This window comes from Inconstantimicrobium porci, assembly GCF_009696465.1.
Taxonomy (GTDB): domain Bacteria; phylum Bacillota; class Clostridia; order Clostridiales; family Clostridiaceae; genus Inconstantimicrobium; species Inconstantimicrobium porci.
In genome coordinates, this window is the sequence record NZ_VULX01000010.1 from 85,705 (window position 1) to 101,173 (window position 15,469).

Genomic DNA, 15,469 nt, shown 5'->3' on the forward strand with positions numbered 1-15,469 from the left:
TTATTTATGTTTATAATTTGGATAAGTAGTGGACATGATAAGTGGGGCTAGGTACATTAATATTAGTTAAGAAATAATGATAAAAGCTGCCATCGCTGGCAGCTTTATTTTTGTATAGATTTTTGCAATTTATCTCTTACGCCTGCAGTGCCTTTACCAGTTTTGCCAGTTCTTCGCACAGTTCTTTAGCAGTTACAAAATCATTATCTTTTAGTGCTAATTCTATTTGTGTTTCAACATGTTTTTTGTTCTGTTCGATTTCTAGGTAGTCTTTGCCGAAGTGGTTTTCGTAGACCATTTTCTTGAACTTTTTCAGATTCATTCTTCTGATATTTTTATCTTCAACTATTAGGACGTAGTCCATGCAGTTGGCGATTGAGTAGAAGTCATGAGAAACCATTAATACAGCTCCATTGTAAGCTTTGATTGCTTTTTCTAGTGATATTTGTGAATATGTATCTAAGTGACTTGTTGGTTCATCAAGCAGCAGTAAATTTGCATTGCTGGCTGAGATTTTAGCTAGCTGCAGCATGTTCTTTTCACCGCCTGATAGAGACTTAATTGTCTGCTGAAGGATTTCTTCATTTTCGAAGCCGTAGTCTGAAATATGATCCATTATTTCTTCACTGTTCATGAAGCCTGCTTCTATGAATTCTTCACGTATAGTGTTTTCTTCATTCATTGTCTTAAGTTTTAACTGAGATAAAAGAGCCATCTTAATGTCTTCATTTACTTCAATAGATGGATTATTGTTATCAAAAATATCGTTAAGCAGAGTAGTCTTGCCAGTACCATTTGGGCCAACAATGGCTGCCTTATCAGTAGATTTAAGTTCAAAATTAACATCTTCTAATAAAGTGTCATTAAAGGCAACACTGTAATCAGTTACCTTTAAAGCAGTACATTCTGCAGCAAGCTGATTGCTTGTGTTTAAATTAATGTAAGGTTCCTTGATAGCTAAGAATGGAGCCTTAATTCTACGTGCTTCTAATCTTTCCTTAATTTTGACTCTGGCCTGTAGAGTGTTGCCTCTAGCACGTTCAGTATTTATTTCAGCTTTTTTTCTGTACAGTTCAATCAGCTTCTCATTTCTCTCAATTTCAGCAGTGTCAGCATCAGATAATTCCTGAAGCTCTACTTTAGTTTGAAGAAGTTTAAAGTTGTAATCAATATAGCTGCCGTCAAACTCCTGAATTTCCATGTTTTCAAGGTGAATGATTTTATCAAAGCAGTTATTTAATAAATATCTGTTATGAGTGATTACAAGCATTGTACCCTGATGTGAGTTGATTAAATTCTTAAGAGAATCAAGGTTGTCAAAATCTAGGAACACATCTGGTTCATCCATAATAATAAGATCAGGTTTATTAAGCATGCCCTTGATTACCTGGACAAGTTTAAATTCTCCACCGCTAAGTTCAGAAATTAATGTGTCTTTAAAATTATTAAGGCCTGCAAGATTCAGCTTCTTATTGACGTTATTTTCAAAGTCATCGCCGCCAATTGAGTCCACTGCATCTAAAGCTTCCTGATACTTTTCCATTAATGGTTCAATGTCTTCTGCTGTGCCCATTTCTTCACAGATAGCTGTTATTTCATTCTGAAGTCTTATGTATTCTTCACATATATAGTCAAAAACAGTAATTTTCCTTGCTTTATCGTCCTCTGCAAACTGACGTACATAGCCGATTCTGCATTTCTCTGATTTTTCTATTGTGCCATCAAATAAATATTCATCGGGATTCATAATCATATCTATCAGCGTACTTTTACCGCTGCCATTTGTACCTATAAAAGCACAATGTTTATCATCTTCTAATGTAAATGAAATGTTTTTATATAAATCCTTGTCTTTAAATGAGTAAGATAAGTTTTCTATTTTAATCATTGCTATACCTCGCTTTGCTGTTTAAAAGAGAGCTTATAAAATCTCTATTTATTTAAGTGAATTCAATAGTGATAGAGTAACACTTTTTGATGATGAGTTCAATGAATTTAAGGTATTAATATATTTAGTGAAATATATTAAAGATTTTGCATATAATAATATTGACGTACAATAAACTGTACGTTACAATTTAAGTACAGTAAACTGTACGTAAGGAGTGATATTATGTTAGCTGTTAATTATACTAATTTAAGAGACAATATGAAAACATATATGGATAAGGTAACAGATGATTATGAAACAATGATTATTACAAGAAAAAATAATAGAAATGTTGTTATGTTATCAGAAGAATCTTACAACAATCTTATGGAGAATATACATGTGATGGACAATAAAACAAATTATGACTGGCTAATGGAATCAAAGGCACAATTAGAAAAGGGAAAATTTTCAGCACATGAACTTATAGAGGAAGATATTGATGAATAAGGTTTTCACAGATAATGGGTGGAAGGATTACACTTACTGGCAGACAGAAGATAGAAAGACATTAAAAAAAATAAATTCATTGATAGACGATATATGTAGGAATGGAAATGAAGGAATTGGGAAACCGGAGCCATTAACAGGAAACTTGTCTGGTTTTTGGAGCAGAAGAATTAATGATAAGGATAGACTTATATATAAGATTGATGTAAACAATGTATACATTTTAGCTTGTAGATATCATTATAGTGACAATTAATTTGAGAGTCGATATATCTTGAATATGAGATATGTTGGCTTTTTTTATTTGAATAAGCAGTAGATTTAATAAATATATTGTATATTTTTAAATAATATAATAATTTGTATTATAGGAACAAGTGTATCAACGGTTACAGATGCTCTATTGCTATTTAAAATGAGAATATAGAATTTTTCTTTTGCTTAAATAAATTGCATTTTCGACAAAAAATCTACAAATTTATAAAGTAAATATATAAAGGTACGAAAAGATATATATATACGACAAAATGCATTAAAGAGGTAAAGAATTTTTACAAATAATTAAATTTGATAATAACAGAGGGGTTAGCTTATGCAAAAGAAGAAAATAGTTACACTTTTAGCGGCAAGTGCAATTTTTATGAATTGCAGCGGAATTACGGCTAATGCACAGACAGTTAAAAATACACAGGATTATAATCTTTCAGTGTGTGGAGTTAATGTAAATGAAAACGTAACATTAAGCAGTGGAAAGCAGATAAGAGCAGTAATAAGTTCAGGTGAACTTGTAATTGAAGAAAAAGCTGCAGCAGATGCAGATCAGTGGTTATTAGTAGATAACATTGGAAAAGCTGCGCTTAAGGATATAGTTGAGAACAGTACAGGTGGTTACACTGTTACTTATATTAAAGATAATTTTAAATATACAAGAGTTTATGATAAAGATTCATCAAAAGTAGAAGATGAAAAAATGGTTGGAGTAGAGGTTTTAAATTATGATGATGTAGAGCTTACTCTTGATTTAATCGTAGATGAAATAAACAATGAAACAGCTATAATAACTCCAAATGGAAATGAAGTTGTGAAGAACTTTATCCCAACGCTAGCTACATACTTAGGTGATGCAAATATCTGCATGATTGGAAAAGATAAGAATGATAAAACTTCAGTTATTATAGTTACTAAAAACAAAAGAGTTGTTCAAAGCAAGGATGTAGCTGCAATACTTGGTAGTGAATATTCAGAAGTTAGGGCTATTGGTGGAATAGAAGTAGATGATGAGAAATTTATCCTTAGTGGATATGCAGTGAAAGCTGATGATCCAAGTAAAAAGGATGGCTTTGTAGTTCAATTTGATGGCGAAGGAAATAGGGATAAGAATGCATCTATAAAAATACTACCTGCTTCAGCAGATAATAAGTATGATGCATCTATAAAAATTGTTATAAGATCTGAAAACGGAAACATGCTTTTAATTGGAGATAATATTGGAAGGATATACATAAATGCACTGGATTATAACGATCCTAGAATAGTAAAGGAAAGCTTAAAGCTTGCTGGTGGTAAAACATATCAAGTTGTTGAATCACAGGCTGTTACATATTCAACTAATAAAACTTACACAGTAAAGTGTATTGATGGAGATTTTCAATATGATATTGAAACTTATGAAAATGTTAAAGGTATTAAGCTAGTTCCAGGTAATGATGATCAGTTACTTGTTGCTGTACAGAAGGAAAATGATACTACTGAAATAGGAATTATTGATACTAAGGCTGAAGTAAGACTTGATCACTATGGTGATGTTATAGGAATGATTACTAATGGAACTGTAATTCAGAATACAGATGGTCCTATTTTAAATATTGATCTTAATAATATTAAGGTTGATGGAAATGGACAAGTTGTAGTGAATAAAAATGGAGAATCAGACTCACAGGAAGTAACACTAGATGGTGTGAAGCCAGGAAATCCTATAGAGGTTACTCCTGATGAACCATCATCACCTGAGAAGCCAGATGAACCAGTATTACCAGATACACCAGGTGTACCAGTAATACCAGAAGAGCCAGATGATGAAGTGGTGACACCTCCAGGAGATGTGGAAGAAGAAAAGCCATCAGATCCAGATAATCAGCCACCATCAGACAGTGAAGAAACACCAGATGATGGAGATAAGGAAGAAACGCCAGAACCACCAGTAGAAGGAGGAGAACCAGAAGAAGGCGGAGAAGAAGAAACTCCAAATCTACCAGAAGATGGTGAAGATACAGAAAGTAAGCCTGAAGTGCCAGATGAACCAGTATTACCAGATACACCAGGTGTACCAGTAATACCAGAAGAGCCAGATGACGAAGTGGTGACACCTCCAGGAGATGTGGAAGAAGAAAAGCCATCAGATCCAGATAATCAGCCACCATCAGACAGTGAAGAAACACCAGATGATGGAGATAAGGAAGAAACGCCAGAACCACCAGTAGAAGGCGGAGAAGAAGAAACTCCAAATCTACCAGAAGATGGTGGAGATACAGAAAGTAAGCCTGAAGTGCCAGGTGAACCAGTATTACCGGATACACCACAAACACCAGTAAAACCACAAACGCCAGTAACTCCAATAAAGCCTGTAAATAATGTTCAGGTTGTGAATATTGATAATGGTGAAAAAGTTACTTTTGATGTGGCTAAGCCAAAGAATATAAAAATTGTATCAGGTAAATTAACTAACAAAGAAATTCAGTATATAGTAGTAAATGGTGTGAAAATAACTAAGCCGTCTATGGCTAGAGTAAGAGCTTTAGATACTATAGTAGATTATAATGATGAATATTATACTGTAACAGATGGAGGAATAGTTCTATTCGCTAAGTTATTTGATACTTTAAAGCAAAATTCTAATGGTATATATGATATAGGTGCTGCTTTTACTGATGGTGAGAAAATTGAAAACTTAACAAGAATAAGCATGATAGATACTAGCAGTACAGTAAATGATTCAAAACCTAATGTTAGCAAGCCTAATACAGGTAATTCAATAAATAAGGGTGATTCAGTAGATAAGGAAAATAAAGAAGAGTCAAATGTTGTTTCTGTTTCAGGAGCTTCTAATGAAAAAGTAGTTTATAATGCAACAGTAAATAATGTTGTTACTACAGGCAATGCGCTTGAAAACACAATAGCTGATACAGCAGAGGAAGATAAAAATACAGAAAATGCAGCTGCTGATAATATAGAAGAGGATACTACAGCAGGTTCTGAAGTAGAGAATAAAAAAGACAGCAATAATCAGTCTGTTGAAGCAAAGTCTGAAAAGACATCTAACAAAGGATTGATTGCTACAATAGTATTAATTGGAGTAATTATAGCTTCAGCAGTAGGTGCTATATTCTTCAAAAAGAAAGAATAATAAACTACTCCAGTAGAAGAAGAATTTTGAACTGGTAAAAAGATTTTATAACGAATCTTTTTATCAGTTTTTTTATGTTTAGATATAGTGTTTACTAATACGAGGAAAATGTGTTGAAAACGACAGGGCTTCGTAATATTTCTTGCAGCGATTATTTGAATAAACATCAGATTTAATAAATATATTTATAATGATTACTAAATTAGGAGAGCTGTTTTTGTGAATAGACAGGCTTGTAGTTTATTTATAGAGCAAAATGATGTTGAAAAGTATCTAATAGAATACAGAGGGAATCTATTAGAACAAATGAAGGATATTGATTATGCATGTGCCTTTAAAATTACTGATAAATTAGCAATACTAGCCATTAAAGATGATAGGATTGATGAGCTTAAAAAAGCTGTGCCTGCTATAATATTTGTAAACTTTAGGAATAAGTATGTTTTGCAGGATACAAGTGTAACAGACGTTAGCAATATTCAGCCCATAAAGATTAATCCTTATTTAAACCTGACTGGAAGAGGGGTAATTATTGGAATTGTTGATACTGGTATAGATTATACAAACAAGGAATTTTTAAGAGAAGATAACACTTCTAGAATCGAGGTTATATGGGATCAGACTATAAGTTCACCAAATACCACTGAGAATTCAAATGAAGTATTTACTGGTACAGTTTATGATAATGATAAAATCAATGAAGCTGTTAAAGCAAAAATTAGCGGGAATGATCCTTATGCTATAGTGCCCTCTAGAGATGAAATAGGACATGGTACTCAGATGGCAAGTATAGCAGGTGCAAGGGGCTATGACCAAGATGTTGCAGGTGTAGCTAATGATTGTACATTTGCTATAGTAAAACTTAAAGAGTCACAAAAATTTAAAAATCAGCTTGCTGATGAGGGCATTCAAAACGTTCCAGTATATTCCCTTAGTGTTATAATAGCAGGAATAGAGTACTTGAAAAATTATTCATTGAGGGCAAAAAAACCAATGATTATCTTGAATTCTATAGGTACTTCTGATTACAGCCATGATTCCAGCGATGTATTTTCTAGATACTTAAGTAAGATTGCTAGTAACAGAGGGCTTGTTTTTGTAGCCAGCTGTGGTAATGAAGGAGCTGCAGAAACACACGCTTCAGGATATCTATCTGGAGCTGATGATATAAAAGATGTTGAATTGAAAGTTGGAAACAGCATGAAGCTTTTACAATTCAGGGTCTTCGTCAGACGTCCTAACAAAATGTCGATAGCTGTTGTTTCTCCATCAGGAGAAAGTTCTCAGTTTATGTCTTCCAATCTTTATAAAGAAAAAAATGTGAGATATATATTTGAAAATACAGATCTGAAAGTTAATTTTTACAACCCAGATAATATTACGGGATTACAGGTTTTTCTTTTATCATTTTCGTCTATTAAATCTGGTATATGGAAAATAAGGTTAAAAGGTGAATATATAGTTAATGGCAGGTTTGATATCTGGCTTCCACCATCTGTGACATTAAAGCCTGACATCAGATTTTTAGAGCCTGATCCAAATCAGACACTTACTGCACCAGGAGCATCAAGTGATGTAATTTCTGTATCATATTACAATCAGGAAAAGAATAGTATAGTTCCAGCATCAGGCAGGGGATTTCCCCTATTTCCTATTATCAAACCAGATATTGCTGCACCAGGTATAAGTATTTATGCTACCAGTACCAATGGTAGTAAAGTAACAGTAACTGGTGCTTCTGCGGCTACCTCAATTGTAGCTGGTACATGTGCTTTACTTATGCAGTGGGGAATAGTTGATGGTAATGATTCTACTATGTATGCTAATAAAATTTTAAGTTATCTTGTTGCTGGAGCTTTTAGAAACACTACTACAAGATATCCTGATTATAGTTTAGGATATGGAACACTTGATTTATTAGAAATATTTAATAGTATTTCAGGTCTTAAATTAGAGTCTAGAGGTATTGCAGACTATACAGAATATTATACTAATAACTTATACGTGAGAATTCCACAAAATATGGAGGTGAGATTTGTTGAGATTTAGGTTTAGTAATGCGCCATTCTTTACTTTTAACAATCCGATATACGTAAAATATGTAGCTGAATACCAGGGGGATATCGTAAGTGAAGCACCTCTTGGTTTAGAAAAGGAAATGTATATTACAGTAATAAATGATAAATACGTTATTATTACAAAAAGATTTGAAAGTGTCATGGAAGATAGATTAACTTTAGCAAATAATCCTTTTCCATCTGTTGTTTATATAGCAAAGTATTGTATTTACTGCACATTAGATATAATAGATTTTAATGAAAAAGTATCGATTAACCCACTTGAAGCAGCTAATATCAATGATGTAGCTTCTAATGAATCTATTAGTTTAAGCGGTAAGGGTACTGTAGTTGGCATAATTGATACTGGAATTGACTATACAAATAGAGAATTTCAAACTAGCGATGGTAATACAAGAATTCTAAGAATCTGGGATCAGAGTCTTCCAAGAGAAACAACAACTACCGGGCAAGACTCAATATCCTGGGGCACTGAATATACAAATGAAGATATTAATAAAGCATTAGCTGCACAAAGAGCAGGACAAGATCCCTATAGTATTGTTGCATCTAAAGATGATATAGGGCATGGTACTGCTATGGCTGGAGTTATTGGTGCATCTGGTTTTGATCCTGAAATAAAAGGTGCAGCGCCACAATGTGAATTTGTAGTTGTAAAATTAGGCAGGGATTTAGTATCTGAAAGATTAACAGAAACTAAAGAACTATATGATATGGCATCAATTATGTCAGCAATTAATTATATTTTAGATTTTGCTTTAAGTGAAAACAAACCAACAGTTATTTATATGCCGCTAGGTACAACACTTGGCAATCATAGATTTAATGGTATTTTAGAATCTTATATAGATGATGTATGCAGTAACGTGGGAGTTTCTGTAGTAAATAGTTCAGGTGATGAAGGTGAAGGTAGAAATCATGCTTTTAGTATTCTTGAGGGAAATGGAGATTTAAAAGAAACTCAATTATATGTTGATAGTCAAAAGTTCTTAATGTTAGATTTATGGACATTAAAACCCAATAAAGTTTCTATTAGTATTATATCACCTACAGGAGAAAGCAGTGGAACTATACCCGCTTTATTTAAGCAGCAGGATGTGTCTAAATTTGTTATAGAAGAAACAGAGGTTTTAATTCAATATTATCTTCCTGAGGATTTATCTGGAGATGAACTTATAAGCGTATATTTTGCTGGACTAAAACCTGGAATATGGAAAATAAGAGTTTATGGTAATTATGTTCTTGATGGAAGATATGATATTTGGATGTTTTCCAGGAAGATGTTAAAGGGTGCAACTTCATTGACTTCTCCATGTACTTGTGGAACAATAACCAATCCAAGTACAAGCAGGTATTCCTTAACTATAAGCAATTACAATCAAAACAATATAACTGTTTATCCTAAATCAGGCTTAGCCACTACCTCTATACAAGCTTTTGAAATAGACGTTGCTGCTGGTGGAGTAGATGTAAAATGTATATTTTTAAATAATGGAAGAGTTTATATTACAGGAACTAGTGTGTCAGCTGCTGTAGCTGCTGGCGCTGCTTTATTGCTATTTGAATGGGGAATAGTGAAAGGAAATGATCCTTATATGTATTCTAATACCCTTAAGTCCTATATATTAAGGGGAACATATAGAAGAAAAAATGATATATACCCGAATATAGAATGGGGATATGGCATTCTTGATTTATTGGGGGTATTTACAAACTTATAATAATGAATGAACAAGATGTAGTGATATATCAAGTCACAGGGTGTTAAGATGGTGACAGATTTTAATGAGACACTTCATAATAATATTAAACCCATGGTATTTTGAATAATATCGTGGGTATACTAATTTTTAGTGATAATTTAATACTAAGTTCATTTATTTTATTGAATATGTATTATTAAATGCTGATAAATTGCAATAACAAATTGAACTAATTTTATTTTTCCATTTGAACCCTTGAATTTTTAAGCTGCATAGATCTCATCGAGGTACTTTTCAAAAAGCTCCTCTGGAGTTCGGTAGTCTAAGATTTTACGTGGAAGAGTGTTCATCCATTCTTCAATAAACCCTATGTTATCAACACTATAATCAGATATACGCTTTCCCTTGGGGATAAATCGATGTATTAGCCCATTATGACGCTCATTTGTGCCTTTTTCAAATGATGAATAAGGATGTGTGTAATAGACCTTAGTTTCAGTGTGATTTTCAAGTGTGGATAAGTCTGCAAATTCAGAACCATTATCCCCAGTAATACTTTTAAAAACCTTGCTAAACTGAGTTCCATAGACATCTTTAAGATAGTTAAAGGCTTCGGTAACTGCTTCACCAGTATCTGCAAGGTACATTTCAACATGTTTTCCTTGCTTGATTTGAGTAGTAGTTCCACGACGGATTTCATTGATAATAGTATTGATTGGTCTTTGCAATTCTTTGGCAATTTTATATGCAGAGCAACCGTCTGCAAGGCGTATTTCAATAGTCATGCGCTCTTTGAAATTCAAGTGTTTATTTTTACGTGATTCTGTGTTATGATATAGGTAATTCATAGTGATTATCCTCCTTGTTATTTTGCTTTCACAACTTAATTATAACACGGGTAATCACTATGGATTTTTTATTGGTTCAATTTCATTATACAATTAGTCACTCAATAATTTTATTAATAAGATTATCGGAAAACAATTCATACTCATAATCTTCAAGTTCTGCAACAGATAGAGTCCTAGAGTTAAACACCATATTTTTCCCATTATGTTTAGTTAAAATATTATAATTTGAAAACTTATATTCCATTTTTACCCCTCCTAATATTGACCTAACTTTCCTAATTTTTTTGCTTTTTTGATACAATGAGTAAATGCTATATATCCCAAGAATGTATATATTGCTACATTAAGTAATAGGAATATCATATCATTACTATAGGATAACCCCTTATTAACTATTTGGTCGAAACATCTATTTGCCCATGTAATTGGTATACAATAACTTATTGATTGAATTATTTTAGGCAGGCCAGATACAGAAGTGGTTATTCCTGTAAAGAAAAGCAATATATATGTAAATACATTGCAAACAGGTTGTACCTTTTTAAAATATAAAGTTAACCCACCAAACACTAATCCTAATGTATAAAAACTTATCACACATAATATCATAATAAGAATAATAAATAAGTTTTTATATCCTAATGTCAATATATTATTTTGTACATTAAAAACCAATGAGCATATAATAAAAATAATCATAGCTTTACAAACACAAAAAGTACAATTAACTACTATTTTTGAGGCAAAAACTCCTATAACACTCGTTCTTGTCATAAAAATTTGTTCTAAAGTCCCCATCATTGCTTCATCTTGTATTACACCCGCCATATAGCTTATAGCTGTGGAACATAGCTGCCACGTAACAAGTCCAAATAGAAGTAGCAGAGAACTTTGACTTTTGTTATTTCTAAAGGAGTAAAATAGCCCTATAAATGCTATTAATGTAGACAAATTATAAAATATATAATTTAGATAGTAATTTTTCAACTCTCCCCACAACATAACAAATTCTGCTTTTATTAAATTTTTCAAAGTCATATACTTTACCTCCTCTGTATTAATTAAAGAGAGATTCAATTTTATCATACTCTTTTTCTATTTTTATAACATTTATATCAGGAAATTCAGATATAAACTTTACTACATTTTTAATCTTAAAGTCTAGAAAATCATCTTCTTCTGTATATGTTATATGATTTTTTTTCAGATACTCAACAATATTATCTTGTTTAACAACTACTACATCAGAATATGTATAATTATTACTAAATTTCAGATTATTTATGGTATCATATTGGGTAAGTTGTCCTTTGTTAAAGAACGCAATTTTATCACAAAGATTTTCTATTACATTCATTTCGTGAGAGCTAACAATTAGTGTTTTATTAAATTTAGTTGCTATTTCTTTCAATAATTTAATCATTTTTTCTTTTGATACAACATCCAATCCCAATGTAGGCTCATCTAAAATTAAAATATCTGGATTTTTTAATAATGCTACTATTATCGCTACTTTTTGTTGCATTCCTCTAGACAAACTATTTACTGGAACATCATGTTTCTCTTTCAATTCAAATAGTTCTAATAGCTTTTCTTTTCTTTCTTTTATTAATTCAGGATCTAACTTATTTAAATATGTAAAATAGTCAATATTATAGTCAATAGATAAAAAATTATATACATTCCTCGCTCCCTCTAGCACTACTCCAACATTTTTATGTACTTCATCAGGATTGTCTTTTATATCTTTTCCGTTTATTAACACTTTTCCATTAGTTGGACTAATTAAATTACATATAATTTTAATTAGTGTTGTCTTTCCTGCACCATTAGCTCCTAAAAAGCCAATAATTTCTCCCTCATCAATTTTAAGATTTATATTTTTGTTACTAAAGAACGTATCTTTAGTGTTGTATTTTTTACTAATATTACAAATTTCAAGCATATTTTCCTTTCTCCTTTTACATTGTGAAACAAATATTATAATAGTAACCTAAAGAGGTTTATATACATTTTTGTAATTAATAATCAAAAAGCAAAACTATTTTTACTTTATTTTCAATATAGTCCTTATTCTGACTAAAATCAATAGTTTTTTATTATTTTATCATTATATCCACGAATAGTATTACAATATATAAATAATTCTCCATGTTTATTTCCATATTAATAACATGTTGAACTTAAGTTTTCTTTAATTAAAATTAAAAGTGTCTATAATTCAGTAACTTTTTTACATGAATTAAATAAAATATGTATATTTTTGGACATATATGTCTAAATTAGTTTTTTATTTAATTTAGTGTAAAAATTGTTGGGGGCTACTATTTGATATTTCATTTTTGTATTGAAGGAAAAAGTATAAAAAACATATATAATGCTGTAACTATTATTTACTCACTTTGGAACAAGTAAATACAAATCTGATGCAATATGATTAATAAATGCACATAATAAATATAATATTAGAATAGAAATAATCATAAATAATTTAAGTTGATACAATAAATTCTTATTTATGTGATTGGAAACGTGTGTAATTATATAATTTAATTGATTGTAAGCGACTAATAAAAGAGTATATTGTAAAAGAAAATGAGTAGGATTATCATAATTAGTGAAATCTTACTCATTTCTTTTTATCTATGCAATTTTCAATTGCAATGTCGGACCAAGGCATAACTTCTGAAATGCTTTCAGGTGACTGATCTTTTTCAAGATGTGGCATTGTATTCAATAAAAATTCTATGTATTTATAAGCATCAAGGCTATTTGCTTTTGCTGTTTCAATGAGACTGTATATTATTGCACTGGCTTCAGCACCTTTGGTGCTTGCCGAAAAGAGCCAGTTTTTACGTCCAATAGTAAATGGACGAATGCTGTTTTTAGCAATATTATTTGATATAGAACATCTTCCATCAAGCAGATAATTTTCCATGTAAGGTTTCTGGTTAATAGCATATTAAACTGCCTTGCCAAGTTTAGAACCCCTTAATGGATTGAGTGATTCAAGCCAACACCAAAAAGCATCTAAAACAGGCTTTTCCTGCTTTACACGCTCCGCTTTGCGCTTGTCGCAATCCATATTCTTTAAGGTTTTCTCAATTTTAAAGAGCTCGTTGCAATAATTACGCCCTTTTTCAGCGTTAGTAATTTCTTTTGATGGTTTAAGTTTTGAAGGTATTGCATCAATAAAATATCTCCTAAGATGTGCCTTATTCGAGAAATAAGATAAGGCACATGCAAGACGTAGATTTGCTAATGTTGTAAAAACACTAGGCAATGAAAAGTCTAAAGGGACTCTTGTATTTTATACTTACGAAGGAGACCAAATTATCACTAAAAAATCAGCCATCAAAATATGGGAAATATGTAAAAGCGGTTCAAGCCTCCTTCATCCATTTCTTTGTCGCTTTTAATCTATACGATTCTCCATTCATGTTTATCATATAGGATTTATATGTAAGTGGACCTATGTCAATATAGTAGACACATTTTTTTAGTTTTTTAAGCAGATTTTTTTACAATAAAATCTTCATAGTCCTGAGGAGTCATATAACCAATTCTGCTATGAATTCTTTTTCTGTTATACCAGCTTTCAATATATTGAAATGTCGATATTCTTGCATCGTCAAAGTCAGCATATTTATTCATTCTTTCATCTTCTTTTTTAAAGCAGGAATGAAATGCTTCCATTAGAGCATTATCATAGGGGTATCCCTTTTTACTATAAGAGTGTTTAATAGATAAATCAGCTAAATATTGTTCAAATTTATTGCTTGTGTATTGTGATCCTAAGTCACTATGAATGATTAGTTCTTTAGTATCAGGATTTTGATTGCTTATTGCATTTTTTACGGCCTGAACAGCTAGCTCAGCATCAATAGTCTTGGACATATACCATCCAACAATTTTAGCACTACAGCAATCAAAAACAGAAGCCAAATAGCACCAGCCTTCATTTTGTGTATAAATGTAAGTTATGTCTGTAAGCCATTTCTTATTGATTGTCTCGGCGGAGAAATCGCCCTTAATAAGATTTTCTTTTTGTTCAACATTTTCCTTTGACTGGCATGAAGGTTCCCATTTTTTTGATAACGATTGACTTTATTCCAAGCTTTTTCATTCTTTTCTGAACACGTTTTAGACTGACAGTAATTCCTTTGCTTTGCAGCGTTTTATGAATCTTAGGAGCTCCGTAACGCCTTTTTGAGGCGGTATACTCTTCAAGTATCTTCTTGTCTAAGATTTTATTTTCCTGTTCATATATGGACGGTTTTCTGTGAACATGCTTATAGTAAGCAGCTCTGCTGATTCCAAGAACTTTGCACATGCATTTAACTTCAAATTTCTTGTGTATTTTTTTACGATAAATTGCAATAACAAATTGAACTAATTTTATTTTTCCATTTGAACCCTTGAATTTTTAAGCTGCATAGATCTCATCGAGGTACTTTTCAAAAAGCTCCTCTGGAGTTCGGTAGTCTAAGATTTTACGTGGAAGTGTGTTCATCCATTCTTCAATAAAACCTATGTTATCAACACTATAATCAGATATACGCTTTCCCTTGGGGATAAATCGACGTATTAGCCCATTATGACGCTCATTTGTGCCTTTTTCAAATGATGAATAAGGATGTGTGTAATAGACCTTAGTTTCAGTGTGATTTTCAAGTGTGGATAAGTCTGCAAATTCAGAGCCATTATCCCCAGTAATGCTTTTAAAAACCTTGCTAAACTGAGTTCCATAGACATCTTTAAGATAGTTAAAGGCTTCGGTAACTGCTTCAGCAGTTTTTGACGGAATCATAAGCACTATAGCATTACGAGTCAAACGCTCAACAATTGTAAGTAGTACACTGTCACTATTAGTTTTTTCACCTACTACAGTATCAACTTCCCAATGTCCAAATTCTTGGCGGTTATTGACGTGTGTAGGACGCTCTGAGATGCTTTTACCAAGTATCTTCTTATGCTTTTTCACAACTGTATGTTTGGTGCTTCTACGAAGCTTTAACGGAAGAGCAGCATTCTTAATAGATAGTAATCCTAAA

14 protein-coding genes and 1 pseudogene are annotated in these 15,469 nt (G+C 31.8%); 5 read left to right on the top strand and 10 right to left on the bottom strand.

What is annotated here, in order from left to right:
- Positions 1 to 136: 136 nt before the first annotated feature.
- Complete coding sequence (locus tag FYJ33_RS08515) at positions 137 to 1,888, bottom strand: ABC-F family ATP-binding cassette domain-containing protein (protein ID WP_154531327.1); 1,752 nt, start codon at positions 1,886 to 1,888, stop codon at positions 137 to 139.
- A gap of 225 nt (positions 1,889 to 2,113) precedes the next feature.
- Here FYJ33_RS08515 and FYJ33_RS08520 point away from each other — a divergent pair, with 225 nt between their 5' ends.
- From FYJ33_RS08520 to FYJ33_RS08540, 5 genes are all read left to right on the top strand, one after another.
- Positions 2,114 to 2,380: a type II toxin-antitoxin system Phd/YefM family antitoxin gene (locus tag FYJ33_RS08520; protein ID WP_154531328.1), complete on the top strand. Its 267-nt coding sequence runs from the start codon at positions 2,114 to 2,116 to the stop codon at positions 2,378 to 2,380.
- Positions 2,373 to 2,636 carry a Txe/YoeB family addiction module toxin gene (locus FYJ33_RS08525; RefSeq protein ID WP_154531329.1) on the top strand — a complete coding sequence of 88 codons (264 nt, stop codon included), beginning with the start codon at positions 2,373 to 2,375 and terminating at the stop codon, positions 2,634 to 2,636. Before FYJ33_RS08520 ends, FYJ33_RS08525 begins: the two co-directional genes overlap by 8 nt.
- Before the next feature lie 336 nt (positions 2,637 to 2,972).
- Positions 2,973 to 5,783 carry a hypothetical protein gene (locus FYJ33_RS08530; RefSeq protein WP_154531330.1) on the top strand — a complete coding sequence of 937 codons (2,811 nt, stop codon included), beginning with the start codon at positions 2,973 to 2,975 and terminating at the stop codon, positions 5,781 to 5,783.
- Positions 5,784 to 6,002: 219 nt separating this feature from the next.
- Positions 6,003 to 7,832: a S8 family peptidase gene (locus FYJ33_RS08535; protein WP_277642880.1), complete on the top strand. Its 1,830-nt coding sequence runs from the start codon at positions 6,003 to 6,005 to the stop codon at positions 7,830 to 7,832.
- Positions 7,822 to 9,582 (top strand): S8 family peptidase, encoded by a 1,761-nt coding sequence (locus tag FYJ33_RS08540; RefSeq protein WP_154531331.1) that lies wholly within the window; start codon positions 7,822 to 7,824, stop codon positions 9,580 to 9,582. The genes FYJ33_RS08535 and FYJ33_RS08540 overlap by 11 nt, the downstream gene beginning before the upstream one ends.
- Positions 9,583 to 9,827: 245 nt before the next feature.
- On the opposite strand, the gene FYJ33_RS08545 is transcribed toward FYJ33_RS08540, so the two are convergent.
- From FYJ33_RS08545 to FYJ33_RS08585, 9 genes and pseudogenes are all read right to left on the bottom strand, one after another.
- On the bottom strand, positions 9,828 to 10,412 hold the full coding sequence (locus FYJ33_RS08545) for an IS30 family transposase (RefSeq protein ID WP_154531332.1): 585 nt from the start codon (positions 10,410 to 10,412) through the stop codon (positions 9,828 to 9,830).
- Between the two features lie 97 nt (positions 10,413 to 10,509).
- Positions 10,510 to 10,659 carry a hypothetical protein gene (locus FYJ33_RS08550; protein WP_154531333.1) on the bottom strand — a complete coding sequence of 50 codons (150 nt, stop codon included), beginning with the start codon at positions 10,657 to 10,659 and terminating at the stop codon, positions 10,510 to 10,512.
- An 11-nt stretch (positions 10,660 to 10,670) separates the two neighbouring features.
- Complete coding sequence (locus FYJ33_RS08555; RefSeq protein WP_206046652.1) at positions 10,671 to 11,453, bottom strand: ABC transporter permease; 783 nt, start codon at positions 11,451 to 11,453, stop codon at positions 10,671 to 10,673.
- A 19-nt stretch (positions 11,454 to 11,472) separates the two neighbouring features.
- Complete coding sequence (locus tag FYJ33_RS08560) at positions 11,473 to 12,360, bottom strand: ABC transporter ATP-binding protein (protein ID WP_154531335.1); 888 nt, start codon at positions 12,358 to 12,360, stop codon at positions 11,473 to 11,475.
- A gap of 684 nt (positions 12,361 to 13,044) precedes the next feature.
- Positions 13,045 to 13,221 (bottom strand): transposase domain-containing protein, encoded by a 177-nt coding sequence (locus tag FYJ33_RS16840; protein WP_328598668.1) that lies wholly within the window; start codon positions 13,219 to 13,221, stop codon positions 13,045 to 13,047.
- Between the two features lie 18 nt (positions 13,222 to 13,239).
- Positions 13,240 to 13,698 (bottom strand): annotated as a pseudogene (locus tag FYJ33_RS16325) (IS66 family transposase); the annotation flags it as partial.
- Between the two features lie 224 nt (positions 13,699 to 13,922).
- On the bottom strand, positions 13,923 to 14,450 hold the full coding sequence (locus tag FYJ33_RS08575; protein ID WP_328598669.1) for an IS3 family transposase: 528 nt from the start codon (positions 14,448 to 14,450) through the stop codon (positions 13,923 to 13,925).
- A gap of 16 nt (positions 14,451 to 14,466) precedes the next feature.
- Positions 14,467 to 14,748: an IS3 family transposase gene (locus FYJ33_RS08580; protein ID WP_154531339.1), complete on the bottom strand. Its 282-nt coding sequence runs from the start codon at positions 14,746 to 14,748 to the stop codon at positions 14,467 to 14,469.
- Between the two features lie 93 nt (positions 14,749 to 14,841).
- On the bottom strand, positions 14,842 to 15,469 hold a 628-nt coding region (locus FYJ33_RS08585), incomplete at its 5' end, for an IS30 family transposase (protein ID WP_154531340.1).

Excerpts from the sequence above, each read along its gene's own strand:
- FYJ33_RS08515 (WP_154531327.1), bottom strand. The coding sequence starts at position 1,888 with ATGATTAAAATAGAAAACTTATCTTACTCATTTAAAGACAAGGATTTA.
- FYJ33_RS08520 (WP_154531328.1), top strand. The coding sequence starts at position 2,114 with ATGTTAGCTGTTAATTATACTAATTTAAGAGACAATATGAAAACATAT.
- FYJ33_RS08525 (WP_154531329.1), top strand. The coding sequence starts at position 2,373 with ATGAATAAGGTTTTCACAGATAATGGGTGGAAGGATTACACTTACTGG.
- FYJ33_RS08530 (WP_154531330.1), top strand. The coding sequence starts at position 2,973 with ATGCAAAAGAAGAAAATAGTTACACTTTTAGCGGCAAGTGCAATTTTT.
- FYJ33_RS08545 (WP_154531332.1), bottom strand. The coding sequence starts at position 10,412 with ATGAATTACCTATATCATAACACAGAATCACGTAAAAATAAACACTTG.
- FYJ33_RS08550 (WP_154531333.1), bottom strand. The coding sequence starts at position 10,659 with ATGGAATATAAGTTTTCAAATTATAATATTTTAACTAAACATAATGGG.
- FYJ33_RS08555 (WP_206046652.1), bottom strand. The coding sequence starts at position 11,453 with ATGACTTTGAAAAATTTAATAAAAGCAGAATTTGTTATGTTGTGGGGA.
- FYJ33_RS08560 (WP_154531335.1), bottom strand. The coding sequence starts at position 12,360 with ATGCTTGAAATTTGTAATATTAGTAAAAAATACAACACTAAAGATACG.
- FYJ33_RS08580 (WP_154531339.1), bottom strand. The coding sequence starts at position 14,748 with ATGTGCAAAGTTCTTGGAATCAGCAGAGCTGCTTACTATAAGCATGTT.